Source organism: Rhizobacter sp., from assembly GCA_021153565.1.
In the GTDB taxonomy this organism is placed as follows: domain Bacteria; phylum Pseudomonadota; class Gammaproteobacteria; order Burkholderiales; family Burkholderiaceae_C; genus Albitalea.
Genome location: JAJKJU010000170.1, coordinates 1 through 16,807, shown reverse-complemented (window position 1 = coordinate 16,807; position 16,807 = coordinate 1). Strand labels below are relative to the sequence as shown.

Genomic DNA, 16,807 nt, shown 5'->3' with positions numbered 1-16,807 from the left:
TCTAGCGAAGGGATCGCCTTGCACGATGGTAGAGTTTGCCGAGAAGACCCCGCCCATTCTTTAGGATTTGGCCCGGAATAAGTTCCCGTTTTGGGGGCGCTGGGCGGGCGCGCTGCGGCGTTGCTCCTCACTTGTGTGGCTCGCCACATGGCGCCGGAGTGCCTTGCATTGCATCCCGCCCAGCGCCCCCAAAACGGGAACTTATTCCGGGCCAAATCCTGAGCGGCGGACAGGGAAGGCAATGACTCAATCAACGTACTACTCGCTGGGTCAATTGCAGACCGAGTTGAAGTCCTCGCGTGGATCTTTCTATGCCGTGTGCCTCAAGACTTTCGGCGTGTCGATGCTCTCCAGCATCGTCGTTGCACTCGTTTTTGGTATCGCGATGGCGCTCGGCCTGTTCAGCGGATTGGGCGGGAGAAGTCCGAATGCTGCGCCAGAAAGTGCCGCGCTTATCGCGGGTCTGGTATTCCTCGTGAGCCGACGGTGATGGTTCGGTTCATCGAGATTCTCGCAATGCCCGATCCAGATGCGGACAAGGTGGCGGCGAAGGAGGGGGGGTCGAGACGCCGAAGCCCATCGACGACAAGGCCGCGCCGCGCGAGCCGGGCCATCGCGATCGCTCTTGGCTCGGAATCGCGATCGCATCGCATCCGGCCGATGCAGAGCGCATTGCATTTTTTCGCAACGCAGCGGCGATGCGTTGAACTTGGACCCGATAGCATCGGGTCTACGTCATCCAATCTACCGAGTCGGGCCGGCCAGGCAAAGCGATGCTCGCCGTCGCCTCCGGCGTTCTCGCGATCACCTCGCCGTTTCTCACCACCGCCAGCCGCGTCGCCCGCAGGCGAATCGCCTCGATCGCATCGCGTGCCTGCAGCAGCACGAAGTTCGCGGGCAAGCCCACCTCGATTCCGTAGTCTTTCAAGCCCAGCACTCGCGCACTGTTCACCGTCACCGCATCGAAACAGGCCCGCATCTGCATCTGCGAGGTCATCTGCGCCACATGCAGCCCCATGTGCGCCACTTCGAGCATGTCGGCCGAGCCGAGCGAGTACCAGGGGTCCATCACGCAGTCATGGCCGAAGGCTACGTTCACGCCGGCCGCCATCAGCTCTGGCACACGCGTCATGCCGCGGCGTTTCGGATAGGTGTCGTGACGGCCTTGCAGCGTGATGTTGATGAGCGGGTTCGCGACTGCGTTCACCTGCGCCTCGGCGACCAGCGGGATGAGCTTGGAGGCGTAGTAGTTGTCCATCGAATGCATGGACGTGAGGTGCGATCCCGTCGCCCGCCCATGCAACCCGAGCCGCTGCGTATGAAACGCCAGCGTCTCGATGTGCCGAGACATCGGATCGTCGCTTTCGTCGCAGTGCATGTCGATCATCAAGCCGCGCTCTGCCGCCAGTTCACAGAGCACGCGCACCGACTCTGCGCCCTCGGCCATGGTCCGTTCGAAGTGCGGAATGCCCCCGACCACGTCGACACCCTTGTCGAGGGCGCGCTTCAGATTTGCCAGCGCCGTCGGCGAGCGCAGCACACCGTCCTGCGGAAAGGCGACGAGCTGCAGATCGATGTAGGGCTTCACGCGTTGCTTGACGTGGAGCAAGGCCTCCACCGCGAGCAGCCGGTCGTCGCATACATCGACATGCGATCGGATCGCGAGCAGCCCCTTGGCCACCGCCCAATCGCAGTGGCGCATCGCACGTTCGACGAGCGCCTCCTGCGTCAACTGCGGTTTCAACTCGCCCCACAGCGCGATGCCTTCGAGCAGCGTGCCGCTGACGTTCACACGCGGCAGGCCGTAGGAGAGCGTTGCGTCCATATGGAAATGCGCATCGACGAAAGGCGGCGACAGCAGGTGGCCCTGGCCTTCGATCACCTGCGCGCCTTCGGGCACCGGCAAGGATGGCTCGATGGCCGCGATGCGTCCTCCTTGCGCCAGAACGTCGAGGCCCGTGCGGCCATCGGTGAACGATACGTTTCGAAGGAGAAGCACGCTCATGCTCTCACTTCGTCCCGAAAATCCGATCGCCCGCGTCACCGAGTCCCGGCACGATGTAGCCATGCTCGTTGAGCTCGCGGTCGATCGCGGCCACGTACACCGGCACATCCGGATGGTTGCGATGGAAGTTGGCCAAGCCCTCGGGCGCGGCCAGCAGGCAGACGAAGCGGATGGACTTCGGCCGAGTTTCCTTCAACCGATCTACCGCAGCCACCGCGGAGTTGCCGGTGGCGAGCATCGGGTCGAGCACGATGGCATCGCGTTCGTGCATGTCCGACGGCATCTTGAAGTAGTACTCGATTGCGACCAGCGTCTTCGGATCGCGGTAAAGGCCGACGTGCCCGATGCGCGCGCCTGGCACGACGTTGAGCATGCCGTCGAGAAAGCCCGCGCCCGCCCGCATGATGCTCACGAACACCGTCTTCTTGCCATCGATGACAGGCGCCAGCATCGTTTCCAGCGGCGTCTCGATTTCGATCATCTGCGTTGGCATGTCACGCGTGACCTCGTAGGCCATCAGCATGCTGATCTCATTGAGCAGGCGGCGGAAGCTGCTGGTGCTGCGGTCCTTCTGGCGCATCAGCGTGAGCTTGTGTTGAATGAGCGGGTGGGTGACGTGATGGACCGGTGCTGTCAAGGATTAATCTCCGTAGGGTGGGCAAAGCGAAGCGTGCCCACGCGGTTGTCATTCGAGCTAATTCGTCTGTCCGCGTGGGCTCCTTCGACAGGCGCAGGATGCACTGGCCTGCGCTCATCCACCCAATCAGAACACCGTGCCATCGCTTCGGATTCGCACCGGCGGTGATCCATCCTTGCGCAACTCGCTCGCGATCTGCCGCCCCGCTGCCCAGGTTCCGCCTTCGAGGATGCGGGCCAGCGGCATCTGCTCTGCCGTGAGGCCGAGTTCGCTGCGCACGAGTGGAGCGAGTTCGTCGATGAGAGCCACCGTCAGGGCCCGCCATTCGATCACCCATTCGTCGCCCGGCGACATCTCGCGCGATGCAAAGCCATTGGCGCGAGGAACGATCACGCCCGCATCGATCAGCAGCCCCCCATTGCGGTACTCAGGCAGGGCGGTCAGTTCGTCGAGATCGGTCACCTCGACGCCCGCCCATTCGAAAGGTTCGAGCAGCGAGTAGGTAAGCCACTGGGACAGCTTGTGAAACGGCACATGCCCGGCGCTTGCGCCGTGGCCACCGGCATGCCGATGCCGCCACACATCGCCCATGGGTATATCGCCCAGCGACTGCCCGCTCGGCCAGATCTCGCTGAAGGCGTCGAGCAGGCTTGCGAGAATGCGCGAGGCCTTGACGTGATGGTGCCGCTGCGACGCAGCCGCGGGGCGGTGATGGCGCAGCTTGGGTGCATGGGCATGGTAGGTCAGCGCGTCGTACAAGTGTCCGGGCTGGCCCATGGCGGTGAAGATCTGGGGCTGAGCGCGAAGCGCTTCGCCAAGGCGGCGCAAGAGTGCGGCGCGGCCTTCAAGTCCGACGAGCGGATTGCTGTCGCTGACCTGGAAGATGTCTGCCAGTGTCTTGGCATTGATCTTGAGAAGTGCTGCGGCGTCGACGCGGTAGGGGTCGCCGACGTCGGATGAAAAGCCGCCGGCCATGAAGGCGCGGAAGCTCGCGACGGCCAGGCCTTCGGAGCGGTTGAAACTGCGGCCGGCTTCCCGGTATTTCCAATCCGGTCCAGCGCCCGCATCCAGCAACACACTGATCAGTGTGAGATCGATTCGCGAGCGCGCCGCCGCCGTCGTGCTTCGCTCCAGCAAATGCTCGTCCAGCTCCGACTTGCGATCCAGCCCGCCCGCCTCGAAGTGCCGCCAGCGGCTGTGATATGGAATGTCGAGCGTCGGATATCGCTCGCGAGTCAATCGGGCAACCCGTTTTGCCACTGCGTCCAATGCGGCCCGGTTGAGCTCGAAGTGCGCAGACGAGCCCGCACTGACCGCCGCTGCAATCGACGCGCAACGCTCGCGCACCGCCGTTGTCGATCGCAGAATGCGCACCGCTTCGTGTAGTGCACCGACATCGGTATCGTCATTCAAGGCCGCGCCCCTTCACCGCAGCCAGCATCACCTCATCCGGCACGCTGCCGTCGGTGAAATACCCTGCTGCGATCTTCGCTTCGATCTCGACACGCGCATCGGCCGGCACAAGGTCGTCAGGAATCTTGACGCGCTCGCCCACCTCGATGCCACTGCCCGTGATCGCATCGAACTTGTCGTTGCTCATCGACACCAGCCGATGGATCTTCTGAATGCCCAGCCAGTGCAGCACGTCGGGCATCAGTTCCTGGAAGCGCATGTCCTGCACGCCCGCCACGCATTCAGTGCGCAGGAAATACTTGTCCGCACTGTCGCCGCCCGCTTGCCGCTTGCGTGCGTTGTAGACAAGAAACTTCGTCACCTCGCCGAGCGCGCGACCTTCCTTGCGGCTGTAGGCGATCAGCCCTACGCCGCCCGCCTGCGCGCCCTTGATGCACTCCTCGATCGCATGAGTGAGGTAGGGCCGGCAAGTGCAGATGTCGGAGCCGAAGACGTCCGATCCGTTGCATTCGTCGTGCACGCGGGCGGTGAGCGTCACGTTCGGGTCGGCGAGATCGCGCGGGTTGCCCATGATGTAGAGCGTTTGCCCGCCGATGGGCGGCAGGAAGACCTCGAGGTCACTGCGCGTGACGAGCTCGGGATACATGCCGCCAGTCTCTTCGAACAAGGCGCGCCGCAGGTCCGCTTCGCTGACGTTGAATCGCTTTGCCACGCCCGGCAGCCACCACACCGGCTCGATCGCGATCTTGGTCACTGCCGCAGACGCATCTTCCAGCAGCACTTTGCCATCCACCGACAGGCGCTGGAAAGCAATGGCCTGTCGCACCTCGGGCAGGTGGATGTGCGCCTTGGTCACGGCGATGGTCGGGCGGATGTCGTAGCCCTGCTCGAGGTGGTCCGAGAACACGTCGGCAACCGACGCCCCCCACGGGTCGATGGAGACCATCCTGCTCGCATCGCCCCACTGCGAATACGGACCGATCAGGTCAGTGGGCGAAGTGTTGGTGAGGTCGGCGCGGTGGCCTTTGACGAGGTTGCCCGCCGCCACCGCGAGCGCCCGGTACACGCCATACGAGCCCGAATGGGTGCCAATGACGTTGCGCTGGCCCCGACTGACGGTGGTGCCGACGATCGGCCCGCGCTCGGCTGCCGTGGGCGCACCCCAGCGAATAGGAGGCGCGCCTGTGGCGCCTTGCTGGCCTGGGTGGGACGTGAGGCGGATGTGACGTGCGCCCTGTGACCCGGTGATCTCAGAACCCATGAACGGTGCTCCGATCTCGAATCGCTGAATCGATGGCCGACTATAGCCTCAGCGCCATGTGCACGTCATCGTGCAAAGTGCCGTCAATGCAAATTGCGGCAGTTTCGCGGCCGTACACCACGAAGCCCAGCGACTCATAGAGGGCAATGGCCGGCTGGTTGTTGGCGTAGGCGGTGAGGTTGAGCAGCAGGATGCCGTCGCAGCGCCTGGCGAGCGCGATCACCGCTTCGATCAGGCGCCGAGCCAGGCCCCGGCCGCGGTGGGAGTCCCTGACGAAAACGCCCCAGACGAAGCCCTTGTGGGCGAGCTTCAACATCTCTTCGCGGTGCCAAGCCGCCAGGCCGACGAGTTCACCGCAGTCGAAGGCGCCGACGATCGCGCGGTCGTCCGTGGGGACGAGCCGCTCGGCGACCTTCTCAAGCGACAAGTCACGCTCTTCCTCGTAGCTGGAGGCGAAGGCGACAGGGTCGGTGCGAAGTGCCTCCAGGCGAAGGGCCTGGAAGGCTTTGGCATCGGGTGGCGAAAGCTTGCGAATGTGAGTCGTCATGCGAAACGAATTCGTAGCCCGATGAAGGTCGGCACCAATGCCGCCAGAGGGCTCAGAGGCAGGCTCAGAGGCTGAGAGTTTTTCGATCATGCCCGCTCGAAAAACTCTCAGCCTCTCAAGCCAGCGCCAGCGTCACCTCGTCCATGCGCGCCAGCACCTCCGGCGTCAGCTTTGGAACCACCGCCTCTGCGCCGAGATTGCTCTGCAACTGGCTGATCTTCGACGCGCCCGTGATCACGGTGCTGACATGCGGATTCTTCGCCACCCAGGCAATGGCGAGTTGCGAGACGTTGCAGCCGAGTTCGGCCGCGACGCCTTCGAGCTTGGCGACGGCCGCATTCTTCAGGTCGTCGGTCAGTCCCTTTTCCAGGAATCCCATGCTCTTCATCGCGCCTCGGCTGTCGCTCGGAATGCCGTTCTTGTATTTGCCCGTCAGCAGGCCGCTCGCCAACGGGCTCCAGGTGGTGAGCCCCAGGCCGATGTCTTCGTAGAGCCGCGCGTACTCTTCCTCTACACGCTTGCGGTGGAAGAGGTGGTATTGCGGCTGCTCCGTCACCGGTTTGTGCAGATGATGGCGGTCTGCGATGTCCCAGGCAGCGCGGATGTCGGCGGCGCTCCACTCACTCGTCCCCCAGTACAAGGCCTTGCCCCGGGTAATCATGTCGCTCATGGCCCAGACGGTTTCCTCAAGGGGCGTCTGTGGGTCAGGCCGGTGGCAGAACACGAGATCGATGAAATCGAGCCCAAAGCGCTTGAGCGAGCCATCAATGGCTTGCGACAGGTACTTGCGGTTGAGCGTGTCCTTGCGGTTGACTGCATCACCCTCGCGATCGAGTCCCCAGAAGAACTTGGTTGAGACGACGTAGTTCAGGCGCGGCCATTTGAGCGCGCGGATCGCCGCGCCCATCAGCTCTTCGCTCTTGCCACCGGCATAGGCTTCGGCGTTGTCGAAGAAGTTGACGCCCGCGTCATAGGCGGCGGCCATCATCTCCTTTGCGGCACCCTCGTGGACCTGGTTGTGATACGTCACCCACGATCCGAGCGACAGTTCGCTCACCTTCAGGCCGCTGCGGCCGAGACGTCGGTAGTTCATGGTCTTTGGCGTTGGAACGGAATCTGTTTGGCATCTTAGGACATGGCCCGAAACAACTTATTTCGGGCCATGTCCTTAGCCACAGACTCACAACCGTTCAGCGGCCACGTTGCACCGTTCGGCAAGACACCGCACAGATAACAGGGATTTATTGGCTTTTCACTCTGGGCCACCTTGGCTATCGTGTGCGAGTGAAGCCGTACCAGATCGTTTTTGCACTCCCCTTCGCCCTGGCCTTTGGCTTGGTTGCGCATTTCCTTGTCGCCAAGGGTGTGAAGGTGGTCCTGTGGGCCTGGGCGCCATTGGCCAGCGGCGAGCCCGAGGCCGCTTCGTATGAGCGGAAGGTTTACCACACAGCCGACAAGCCCATGATGCTAGTGGCTGCGGCGGCGGCGCTTGCCGGCCTGCCCTGGCTGGCGGCGCTGGCTGCGGGCGGCCTATGGTGGGTGGCCGGCTTTCTCTGCGTGGGTGCCGTCATTGTGCTCGACGTGCTCTGGTGGGAACGCGTGGCGGTCAGCGCCCACTACTTGTGGTTCCAGCGTGGCTTTCGTGGCAAGGTCCATCAAGTGGCGCTCGAGAACGTGCGCGACGGCAGCGTCGAAGAAACCGAAGTTCGCGGATTCACCCTCAGGCATGGCAGGGAAAACCGCCTTGTCCGGTTGCAGGTGCGTATGTCCGACAAACGCGTGATCGCCCTGCCCAAGACCGATGGCCACAATGGGCTCGCATCGGTCGAGTCGGTCGGCAACTATCTGCACATGCGCCTGCAGCAGATGCGCGACCAGGAAACCCAGCGCGAGCGGCGCGTCCTGAGGTCGCAACTCGACCTGCCGTCCCATACGCCGCCAGGGATGCCGAGCGCGGCAGACGACGAGTTGCAGCGCGAACTCGCCAAGCTGCGGATTACTGCAGTGCAAAAGCGACCTACACATTGACGACCCGAGATCGCTTCGGATTGGACGTTCGTCGAGCGTCTCGTCAAGCCACAAATGCCGGCTGCTCGCCTGCTCTCGAAGCGCATTGCGGCGTTGCGCTCCGACAGCGGCGCGATCAACCGACACTTGTGGCTTGACGCGACACTAGGGGCGCACCGATCCGGCACACGATGGGAGAATCAATCGATGAACGCGCTGCTCAACGACCTTCCGGCTTCCCCCTCGGTCCACGCGATCCATCTGCAACGGCGCTCCCGTATCGCCGCCGCAATGGCGAAGCAGGGAGGCGGCATCGCGATCATCCCGACCGCGCCCGAGCGGCAGCGCAACGGCGACAGCGATTTTCCGTATCGCTACGACAGTCACTTCCATCATCTCACCGGGTTCTGCGAGCCCCAGGCATGGCTCGTTCTTTCGAGCGACGGTCGCAGCACGCTCTTTTGCCGCGAGAAGGATGTGGAGCGCGAGATCTGGGACGGTTTTCGCCTTGGACCCGAGGCAGCACCCGCGGTGCTGGGCGTCGACGAGGCGTATCCCGTCCGCGAACTCGATGCGAAGCTGCCCGAGTTGCTTGCCAATCGAGAGGCCGTATGGTTTCCGTTCGGCATCCATCCGACTTTGCCCATGCAGGTCGAAGCCTGGTTCACGACAGTGCGAGGCCGCGCCCGCGAGGGCGTCGAATGCCCTTCGTCGCAGCGAGATATCAACCTGCTGCTCAACGAAATGCGCCTCGTGAAGGACGAGGTGGAGATCGCCACCATGCGTCACGCAGCGCAGATTACGGCTGGCGCGCATGCGCGTGCGATGCGCTTTTGTGCCGAGCGTCTACGAAGCGGCGCGGCGGGCGTGCGCGAATACGAGATCGAGGCCGAGTTGCTGCATGAATTTCGCCGCCACGGGGCGCAAAGCCCGGCCTACACAAGCATCGTCGCCGCAGGTGCGAATGCCTGCGTCCTGCACTACGCGGCGAGCAATGCGCTGCTGCGCCCCGGAGAGCTGTGCCTGATCGATGCGGGCTGTGAATTCGAGGGCTATGCGAGTGACGTGACGCGCACCTTTCCTGCGGACGGTCGGTTCAGCCCGGCGCAGCGCGAGCTGTACGAAATCGTGCTCGCGGCGCAAAAGGAGGCCATCGCGGCAACCAAGCCGGGCGCCCGTCAGCGCGACGCCCACAAGGCCGCGGTGCGCGTGCTTTCGCAGGGCATGCTCGATTGCGGACTGCTCGATCGCGACAAGGTCGGCGACGTCGATGCTGTGATTCGCAGTGCCGCCTATCGACAGTTCTACATGCACGGAACCGGCCACTGGCTCGGCCGCGATGTTCACGACGTTGGTGAATACCTCTCGCTCGGCGAAGCGCCTCTCGAACACTGCGACGGCAGGGGCGGAATGGTCGTGAAAAAGCCATCTCGCCTGTTGCAGCCGGGCATGGCGGTGACCATCGAACCCGGCATCTACGTTCGACCCGCCGAGGGCGTGCCCGAGCGCTTCTGGAACATTGGCATCCGCATCGAAGACGATGCAATCGTCACGGCCGATGGCTGCGAGTTGATCTCGCGCGGCGTGCCGGTCGAGGCGGCCGAGATCGAGGCTTTGATGCGAAACTGATGCGCGTGACGCGGAAGACAGGAAGACCAGAGAGCCAACCTTCAGGTCGGCTCTTTGCTCTTTGTTTTGATGGATGCGGCGTTCACCGCCGCATCTTCTCGCTAGCCGCGCGTTCCTGTGAATGTTCCGTTGTTTGTCCCTGAAGGCGTCGTCGAGTATCGCCACGTGCCGGTGACCGCTCCGGTGGTGACATTGATCGACCCTGTGAATACAGAGGCTCCTGCCGTGCCGGCCGTCGCGTTGAGCGAGATGCTGCCGCCCGCGGAGACATTGCCGTTGACCAGAAAATCGAAGTTGTAGGTGGCCGAGTGACCGGAGCCGACCACGACGCCTGCTGTCGTCAAGGTCACAGCGAAAGTGCCGGACTCCGCCCCTGAAAAGGTGCCGCTGTAGCTGCCGGCGTAGTCGCCCACGGGTGTCGGGCCCGGAGGGACAGGCGGGAAGACCAAGGCGGGGGCGACACCGTCAGTCGTCAGCACCAGGCAGTTCGGCATCGTGACGTCGGTCGCGCCGGCGGGAACATCCATGGTCGGGCCGTAGCGATACGGCAGCAGGCTCTGGCCGTAGAGGCGCGTCGTCGCGCTTTTCTTCACGGCGATGCGGAAGGCGCCGGTGGCATCCGTGATTGCCACGCTCGAACCGATGTAGTCGACACCGGAACCGACCACCATTGCCTTTGCAACGCGTGCGCCGCCGGACTCCTGCACGCAACCGTTGATGTACACAACGTCGACGATTCGATCCGCGTTCCAGACTGTGAAATGACTGACCGCGCCTTCGTAGTACTGGCTCGGCGCGGTGCCTTGCAATGCGGCGCTGCCTTCCTGAACCCACACGCCGGTGGTGTCGTCGAAATAGAAGAGGGGGATGGTCGTCGGCAGCGGCATTCCGCCGCGAGACACAGCGGGGATGCGGATGGTGGCCGTCTTGCCCTCCGCCAGATTGAGCGTTGCTCCATCGGCATCGAACAGATTCACCTGCAGTGCGCCATTGGACTCGATCATCGCGCCAGCGCCAGTCAGGTAGTTGCCGGGCATGACTGACGAGTCTTTGCTCGCGTCGATGACTGTCAACTCTGCCGTGGCGGGCCCTGTCGGAGCGCTGCCGTTTGATCGTACAAGCGAACCCGCCGACAGCGTGACTTGTGCGCTAGAGCCAGGCACGCTGAGCGTAGCGACCGCGGCAGGATTGAAGCTGCTGCTCGCATCGATCGGCGTAAGCGTTGCGTCCACCGCCTGCAGCGCGACCACAGACACCGACTGTGCCTTGCGCGTTTGCCCGGCGTATCCGGTCTTGGCGAAGGACAGCACCGTTTCGGTGGACGTGCTCGGAACGTTGAGCGAATAAGTGCCGGAGGCGTCGGTGTCAGCGGTTTGAGTGCCGAACGTCACGTGAACACCCGGGGCGACGGCACCGGATGCATCACGCACGGTGCCCGAGACGGTCGCGATTGTGACGGGTGTGGGAACCGGCGGCGGCGTGGAGTCGTTGCCCCCGCCACAAGCTGACAGCAGCGAAGCGAGCGCAAGCGAGGCCGCGGCGGGCCACATTTTGAAACGTTTCATCGAGAGAACTCCCTGTTGGATTTGACCTGCGCTGAACTGAGAGGCTGAGCGCGGGGTGCATCCTAGGGACACTCATGCCGTGCAGGCGATCCCCCATCAGGGGGTGACTCCGGAGGGCACTTTCCACCCGCGGTCCCGCCGCTCGCCATCCAGAATGTCACGCGCCGCACGCACGCCGTGGAAGTACGCTTCCTCGAACACCGAGTAGGCAGACAGGTCGCTGTGCGCGAACACGACACGTCCTCGGACTTGCGACAGGGCCCTCAAAGATGCACTGCTGCGCATCCCAGGAACCGGAATGCTCATCGCGTGACCGTAGCGCATCAGGTCGATCTGCCGGACTTTGGACGGCAGGTCCGGATGCGCCTTCGAGAGCTCCTGCACCACCCGCGCCGCGCGTGTGAACCAGCCTTCCTGGAGCAGGGATTGCCGATGTGCGGGTGCTGCGCCCCAGGCCCAGTACGAACTCAGCACCGTCGGCCCGGGATACGGCCGCGTGCTCTGATGCATTGCGTCGACGTAGCCCAGGCTCTCGCTACCGTAGAGCACGTTGTCCCAGGAGAGCGGCGCGCCGGGCCGGTCGTCGAGTGCTTCGTCGAGGTGCAGGTTCGCGACCATCCACGGCGCATATCGCATGCGAGAGGCTGCATGGGTCAGCGCTGATGACGGCGATTCGAGCATTCGCGCAGCGATGAAGACCGGCACCGCCAAGACGACTTGCTTCGCGGTCCATCGCTCGACGCGGGACTCCTTGGCATTCCATGCATCGACATCGACGCCGCCACGCCCTTCTTGCACTCGCAGCGCCACCATGCCGGTGTGGATGCGATCCTGCAACGGCGCTGCGAGGCGCGACGCGATCCACGCATTGCCTTCGGGCCAGGTGAGCACGCCATCGCGTTCGTCCTGCGCCATTCCCGGTGCATGAAAGCCATGGCGACTCGCGAAGTAGTGCAGGCCTGCCCATGCAGACACTTCTTGCGCCCCGCCGCAGTAGTCGTCGCGGCAGCAGTAGTCGAGGTACCAGTGCAAGGCTGGCGCAGTGAGTTGTTGCGAATCAAGCCACTGTGCGAACGTCTGCGCGTCAAGCGCATCGTGTTCTGCTCGCCATGCCGACCGCCAAGTGGGCATGGTGAAGGCATCGCCGCGGCTCGCGTCTGTCACCAGCTGCGCGAAGCGCCGGTACTGCGCCAGTGTCGTCGCGCGATCGACGACGGGCAGAGCATCGACGGGCGGCAGCAGTCCGTCGTGCCAATGGCCGTCGATGAAGAGGCGCTCCTGAGGGCTGTGGCAGAGATGCTCTTCGTTGTACACAGGCTGACCGTTGACCGTTCGTTGCAACCCCAGCTCTTCGAGCAGTTGCGCGACTTCCGTCGCGTGCTTGCCTGGCACCGGCAGGTAGTGAGCACCGAGCTGGCAGGCCATGCCGGCGATGCGATGCCCGCGGCTGTTGCCGCCGGCCGCATCTTCGAGATCAAAGAGATGCACGTCGTCGACGCCGCGCTTTGCGAGCATTCGCGCGCAGGCGAGTCCCGCCACGCCTGCACCCACGATCGCCACGCCGACCCTTCGCTGCACGGCGGGGGCGGGCAGGTTCCCGCTCTTGGTGTCGCGCAAGCGATGTCCGCGCTCGTTGTTGCCGCCGATCCAGCCACCGGTGTAATCGGCCGCTCGCTGCGAGCAAGCGGCCAGCGGCACGGCGGCAGCGGCCAGCAGCAGTGCACGCCGGGCGGCATCCACTGGTGTCGCGTCAAGCCACAAGTGTCGGTTGATCGCGCCGCTGTCGCAGCGCAGTGCAAGGCGCGCCGACGAGTCATGGCCGTCGCTATGGCGAGGAGGCGCAACGCCGCAATGCGCTTCGAGAGCAAGCGAGCAGCCGACACTTGTGGCTTGACGCGACACTAGTGCACCTTGCCCCACTCTTGCTCGAAGGTCTGCACCAGCACCTGGTTCGACAGGCGATTCGGCTCGGCTGCCACGCGTGACATGTCCGGCGGAAAATCAAACAAGGACGGCAGACCTGCCACGTTCAGAAAGCGCAACCCATCCGGCAACGTGCGCGGCAACTGAAACGGCCGCCGGCTCGCGAGGATGAAACCCCACTCGCCAAAGCTCGGCACATGCGCGTGATACGGCGCGGTCGTCAAACCAATGGCTTCGAGCGTCGCGGCCACTGTCCAGTAGCTCTTGCGCGCGATCAGCGGCGAGGTCGTCTGCACCACGGCGAATCCGCCTGCACTGAGATGCTCGTCCACCAGTTGATAAAAGCTCGTCGTGTAGAGCTTGCCGATGGAAAAATTGGTCGGGTCGGGGAAGTCGACCACGATGACGTCGAAGTGCCTCGCGTTCTGTTCGAGCCATGAGAACGCATCGGCATTCACGATTCGCATCTTCGGCGAGCGCAGCGAATCGGCGTTGAGCTGCGTGAGCATGGGCTCCTGCGAAAAGAGCCGTGTCATGTGCGGGTCGAGTTCCACCAGCGTCACGTCCTCGACGCTCGGATACTTGAGCACTTCGCGCGCCGCCATGCCATCGCCGCCGCCCAGAATCAGCACGTGCTTGGGCGCGCCATGTGCTGACATGGCGAGGTGCACCAGCGCTTCGTGATAGCGGTATTCGTCGCGCGAGCTGAACTGCAGGTTGCCGTTCAGAAACAGTCGCACGCCTGCCTTGCTGGCCGTCACGATCACGCGTTGGTAGGGGCTTGTTTCGCTGTAGACGATGTGGTCGCCATAGAACTTGTCTTCGGCCCAGGTCGTCACACGGTCTGCTGACAAGAACGCAACGCCGAGCGTCGCTACCGTTGCGAAACAAGCCACCGTGTGCGACTTCAAGTGCCTGAGCTCGCCGCGAAAGAGCCACAAGGCCCACAACGCGACGGCTGCGTTGAGCAGCCCGAAGAAGACGCCCGTGCGGATCAAGCCGAGTTGCGGCACCAGCACCAGCGGGAACGCCACCGCGACGGCGAGTGCGCCCAGGTAGTCGAAGGTCAACACCTGAGACACCAGGTCCTTGAACGCATAGCGGTCGCGGAAGTGCCGCTTGAGGATGCCCATCACAAGTGGAATTTCGAGCCCCACCAGCACGCCCACGGCGAGCACCAGCAGGTACAACGCAAACCGGAAAGACGGTGGCGCGAGCGTGTGCAGCGCGAAGAGCGCCGCAGGCATCAGGCCGCCGACGAGGCCGACCAGCAGCTCGATACGAAGAAAGTGCGCGACCAGTTGCCGCTCGAAGAAGCGCGACAGGTAAGAGCCCACACCCATCGCGAACAAGTAGGTGCCGATGACGGTAGAGAACTGCAGGATCGAGTCGCCGAGCAGCACGCTCGCGAGCGCGCCGGCGGCCAGTTCGTAGACCAACCCGCAAGCGGCGACGACGAAGACGGATGCGAGCAGCGCGACTTCGGCTGGGCGAACGCAGGTCCGCGCAGAATTGGCGCTGTCGACTTCTGGGTTGGTCGCGTCAGTCATTCTTCGACCGGGAATGGAGCTGCGCGCGTCAATCGAGGTCGACATTCAATGAGGGTATGGACGGCAACGATGGCGAGAAGTTCGGGAGGGATGGCGAGAGGCTCGGAAGCGATTGCGAAAAGGACCCCGATGAGCCAGAGCCGGGATCCCTTCGCCGTTGTCGATTCGGAGTGTCAAGCCACCACAGCCAGATCGCCACCGCCAACACCACCAGGCCGACCAGCCAATGTCCGGTCCAAACCGCGACAGCGGCGACGACCAGCCCGATGACTGAAATCCAGCGCCACATCGCCCACTACCCGTGAATGGCGGCGGACACGATCAGCCCGATGGCGATGCACATCGCGCCGACGACGATGGCGAGAGCGACGTTCTTCTTCTCCACGATCTCGCTCCAGAGGTCGTAGGGCGTGACCTTGTCGACGATGAGGAAGGAGATCCAGAACACCAGCACGCCGATCATCGCGTACAGGATCGATCCGAAGAAGATGGCTGGTTTCAGCCATTCGATGCCCATCATGTGCGTTCTCCTTGTGAATGCGTTAATGACGCGCCGGCCTACTTGTGGCCGCCGCCGCCGCTTGAAAACCCGCCGTACGATCCGCCGCTCGTGCGCGAGCCGCTTCCGCTGTTCGAGAGGCAGTTCTGATACTCGGAGGACGTGTCGCCGTAGGTGCTGCGAAGCTGGTCGCAGTTCGACCGATCGCTGCCGCTGCAGCGCGCCATGAGCAGGATGACGATGACGATCGCGACCACCACGAAGACCTTGACCCGCGTGGATGCGGACGTGGCCGTCGGTGTCGCATCGCGCTGCAATGCGGCGCGCTGTTCCGGCGCGAGCCGGAAGGCTTTCACCACCTCGTCGGCACTCAGCGTCTCGCCGCCCGACCAGACGATTTCCTGCGTCTGTGCGCTGCCGGTCATCTCGCGGTTCAGCCGCTTCTTGCTGTCGCCGCCGGTGCCGACGTAGTCGGTGTTCCAGGTTTTTTGATTGCGTGTGAGCTGCCAGTAAAACTCGCCCAGCACGTACGTGATCTGCCCGGTGTAGCTGTAGAGCTTGCGGAAGCTCACGCCCTCGTGCTTGACTTGATGGCCCGCGGTTTGCGGCACCCCTGTTATCGGGGCCGTCCAGCTCCAGCCGTCTTCCGCGTCGACCAGGAAGGCAAAGCCTTCCGTGCGGTTGTAGAGCAGATATTCACGCCAGAAACTTTGCTCGTCGTCCGACCCGCCGGGCACCTCGCATCGCTCGACATAGCCCACCACCTGCCATGGCAATGCCTTGCTGCGGGTCAGCGTGAATGTCCCCACGCTGCCAAGCGGAAGCTGCGGCTGCGATCCGTTTTCCTGTGTGTAGTGCCTGAGTTCTCCGCCGACCCCCTGGGACACGTCGACCACGGCGTGGCACTGGTGGCACACGATGGACTGCGTGGTGGCGAGAGTCACTTCAAGCGAAGTGCCGCAGCTCGGGCACTCGATGCTGCGCGCCTTCAGCGTCTTCTCGGTCGACTCGGCCAGGCCGCTCATCGCAAGCTCGCTGATCGCAACCGGCAGGCCCACCGACCAGATCGGCGCCTGGGCATTGCTGTAATCGAGCGTGCCGACTTCGCCACGGGCGCTGCGCAAGTCGGCGACCACGAATCCGCGCTGCGTTTCAGGCGGATGCGGCAGCTCGCCTTGCGCTGCAATCAGCTTTGCAACCGTGACAGACGCGACGTTAAAACTCTGCCCGTTGACGATCTGCTGCGTGCCGACGCGCAGGCTCGTCGCTGCCGGCGCCGACTGTGCGAGCGGCGCGTCGAAGGCCATCACATAGCGGCCGTTGTCCTCTGACAGCCAGCCGCTGCGCCCGTTGTCGAAGAGCGCGTGCCACTCGTTCCACGTGCCTTCGTTGTAGCGGTACTGCAGCCGCCCGACGAGCGTGAAGCCCGCGCCCTGGTACTTGCCGCCCGCACCGAGTTGCAAGGGCGAGTGGTCGTCGAAAAGTTCTGCGCTCTCGCCGGTCTTGCGAAGCGTGTCGCCTTCGCGAACGATGGTGCTGCGGCAGAAGCTGCAGACGGCAAATGCCGATGCCGCCGATCGAAACTCGACCGGCGCGCCGCAATTCGGGCACGCAGCGCGATAGACCCGCTGCGAAGTGGGTTCAGTTGCCAAGTAGCGTTGACGCGACGGTCAGAGGCTGAGAGTTTTTCGAGCGTGCCCGAGCAGCACGTCAAAAGGCGCCTGATCTAGGCGCAAAGCGCAGCCATAGCCCGGGCTATGGCGAGCATTTG

The 16,807-nt window shown here is 63.8% G+C and carries 14 protein-coding genes; 3 read left to right on the top strand and 11 right to left on the bottom strand.

The annotated features are described in order from the left end of the window. Positions 1-241 precede the first annotated feature (241 nt). Complete coding sequence (locus AC30NL_RS10445; RefSeq protein ID WP_489463936.1) at positions 242-490, top strand: hypothetical protein; 249 nt, start codon at positions 242-244, stop codon at positions 488-490. A 240-nt stretch (positions 491-730) separates the two neighbouring features. Here AC30NL_RS10445 and AC30NL_RS10440 read toward each other — a convergent pair whose 3' ends face one another. From AC30NL_RS10440 to AC30NL_RS10415, 6 genes are all read right to left on the bottom strand, one after another. Beyond that, positions 731-2,005: an amidohydrolase family protein gene (locus AC30NL_RS10440; protein WP_489463935.1), complete on the bottom strand. Its 1,275-nt coding sequence runs from the start codon at positions 2,003-2,005 to the stop codon at positions 731-733. Between the two features lie 4 nt (positions 2,006-2,009). After that, the gene (upp, locus tag AC30NL_RS10435; protein WP_489463934.1) at positions 2,010-2,642 is read right to left on the bottom strand and encodes a uracil phosphoribosyltransferase; all 633 of its coding nucleotides are present in this window, start codon (positions 2,640-2,642) and stop codon (positions 2,010-2,012) included. 126 nt (positions 2,643-2,768) lie between these two features. Continuing rightward, on the bottom strand, positions 2,769-4,055 hold the full coding sequence (locus AC30NL_RS10430) for a URC4/urg3 family protein (RefSeq protein WP_489463933.1): 1,287 nt from the start codon (positions 4,053-4,055) through the stop codon (positions 2,769-2,771). After that, positions 4,048-5,316: a GTP cyclohydrolase II gene (locus tag AC30NL_RS10425; protein WP_489463932.1), complete on the bottom strand. Its 1,269-nt coding sequence runs from the start codon at positions 5,314-5,316 to the stop codon at positions 4,048-4,050. Before AC30NL_RS10425 ends, AC30NL_RS10430 begins: the two co-directional genes overlap by 8 nt. A gap of 40 nt (positions 5,317-5,356) precedes the next feature. After that, a complete protein-coding gene (locus tag AC30NL_RS10420; RefSeq protein WP_489463931.1) occupies positions 5,357-5,863 on the bottom strand; it encodes a GNAT family N-acetyltransferase in 507 nt (168 codons plus the stop codon). 115 nt (positions 5,864-5,978) lie between these two features. Further along, positions 5,979-6,956 carry a potassium channel beta subunit family protein gene (locus tag AC30NL_RS10415; RefSeq protein ID WP_489463930.1) on the bottom strand — a complete coding sequence of 326 codons (978 nt, stop codon included), beginning with the start codon at positions 6,954-6,956 and terminating at the stop codon, positions 5,979-5,981. A 191-nt stretch (positions 6,957-7,147) separates the two neighbouring features. Here AC30NL_RS10415 and AC30NL_RS10410 point away from each other — a divergent pair, with 191 nt between their 5' ends. Both AC30NL_RS10410 and AC30NL_RS10405 read left to right on the top strand, forming a co-directional pair. Then, positions 7,148-7,891, top strand: a complete 744-nt coding sequence (locus AC30NL_RS10410; protein WP_489463929.1) for a hypothetical protein — start codon at positions 7,148-7,150, stop codon at positions 7,889-7,891. A 186-nt stretch (positions 7,892-8,077) separates the two neighbouring features. Then, positions 8,078-9,499, top strand: a complete 1,422-nt coding sequence (locus AC30NL_RS10405; protein ID WP_489463928.1) for an aminopeptidase P N-terminal domain-containing protein — start codon at positions 8,078-8,080, stop codon at positions 9,497-9,499. A 101-nt stretch (positions 9,500-9,600) separates the two neighbouring features. On the opposite strand, the gene AC30NL_RS10400 is transcribed toward AC30NL_RS10405, so the two are convergent. The 5 genes from AC30NL_RS10400 to AC30NL_RS10380 all read right to left on the bottom strand — a co-directional run bounded on the left by AC30NL_RS10400 (position 9,601) and on the right by AC30NL_RS10380 (position 16,688). Then, entirely contained in the window at positions 9,601-11,064 is a 1,464-nt protein-coding gene (locus AC30NL_RS10400) for a carboxypeptidase-like regulatory domain-containing protein (RefSeq protein WP_489463927.1), read from the bottom strand. Between the two features lie 96 nt (positions 11,065-11,160). Then, complete coding sequence (locus AC30NL_RS10395; RefSeq protein WP_489463926.1) at positions 11,161-12,966, bottom strand: flavin monoamine oxidase family protein; 1,806 nt, start codon at positions 12,964-12,966, stop codon at positions 11,161-11,163. Next, positions 12,966-14,537 carry a polyamine aminopropyltransferase gene (locus AC30NL_RS10390; RefSeq protein ID WP_489463925.1) on the bottom strand — a complete coding sequence of 524 codons (1,572 nt, stop codon included), beginning with the start codon at positions 14,535-14,537 and terminating at the stop codon, positions 12,966-12,968. The genes AC30NL_RS10395 and AC30NL_RS10390 overlap by 1 nt, the downstream gene beginning before the upstream one ends. Before the next feature lie 295 nt (positions 14,538-14,832). Next, complete coding sequence (locus AC30NL_RS10385) at positions 14,833-15,057, bottom strand: DUF350 domain-containing protein (RefSeq protein ID WP_489463924.1); 225 nt, start codon at positions 15,055-15,057, stop codon at positions 14,833-14,835. A gap of 38 nt (positions 15,058-15,095) precedes the next feature. Continuing rightward, positions 15,096-16,688: a DUF4178 domain-containing protein gene (locus AC30NL_RS10380; protein ID WP_489463923.1), complete on the bottom strand. Its 1,593-nt coding sequence runs from the start codon at positions 16,686-16,688 to the stop codon at positions 15,096-15,098. Between the last annotated feature and the right edge of the window lie 119 nt (positions 16,689-16,807).

Coding starts and splice junctions, on each gene's coding strand:
- AC30NL_RS10400 (WP_489463927.1), bottom strand. CDS start 11,064: ATGAAACGTTTCAAAATGTGGCCCGCCGCGGCCTCGCTTGCGCTCGCT.
- AC30NL_RS10420 (WP_489463931.1), bottom strand. CDS start 5,863: ATGACGACTCACATTCGCAAGCTTTCGCCACCCGATGCCAAAGCCTTC.
- AC30NL_RS10390 (WP_489463925.1), bottom strand. CDS start 14,537: ATGACTGACGCGACCAACCCAGAAGTCGACAGCGCCAATTCTGCGCGG.
- AC30NL_RS10425 (WP_489463932.1), bottom strand. CDS start 5,316: ATGGGTTCTGAGATCACCGGGTCACAGGGCGCACGTCACATCCGCCTC.
- AC30NL_RS10415 (WP_489463930.1), bottom strand. CDS start 6,956: ATGAACTACCGACGTCTCGGCCGCAGCGGCCTGAAGGTGAGCGAACTG.
- AC30NL_RS10385 (WP_489463924.1), bottom strand. CDS start 15,057: ATGATGGGCATCGAATGGCTGAAACCAGCCATCTTCTTCGGATCGATC.
- AC30NL_RS10405 (WP_489463928.1), top strand. CDS start 8,078: ATGAACGCGCTGCTCAACGACCTTCCGGCTTCCCCCTCGGTCCACGCG.
- AC30NL_RS10445 (WP_489463936.1), top strand. CDS start 242: ATGACTCAATCAACGTACTACTCGCTGGGTCAATTGCAGACCGAGTTG.
- AC30NL_RS10440 (WP_489463935.1), bottom strand. CDS start 2,005: ATGAGCGTGCTTCTCCTTCGAAACGTATCGTTCACCGATGGCCGCACG.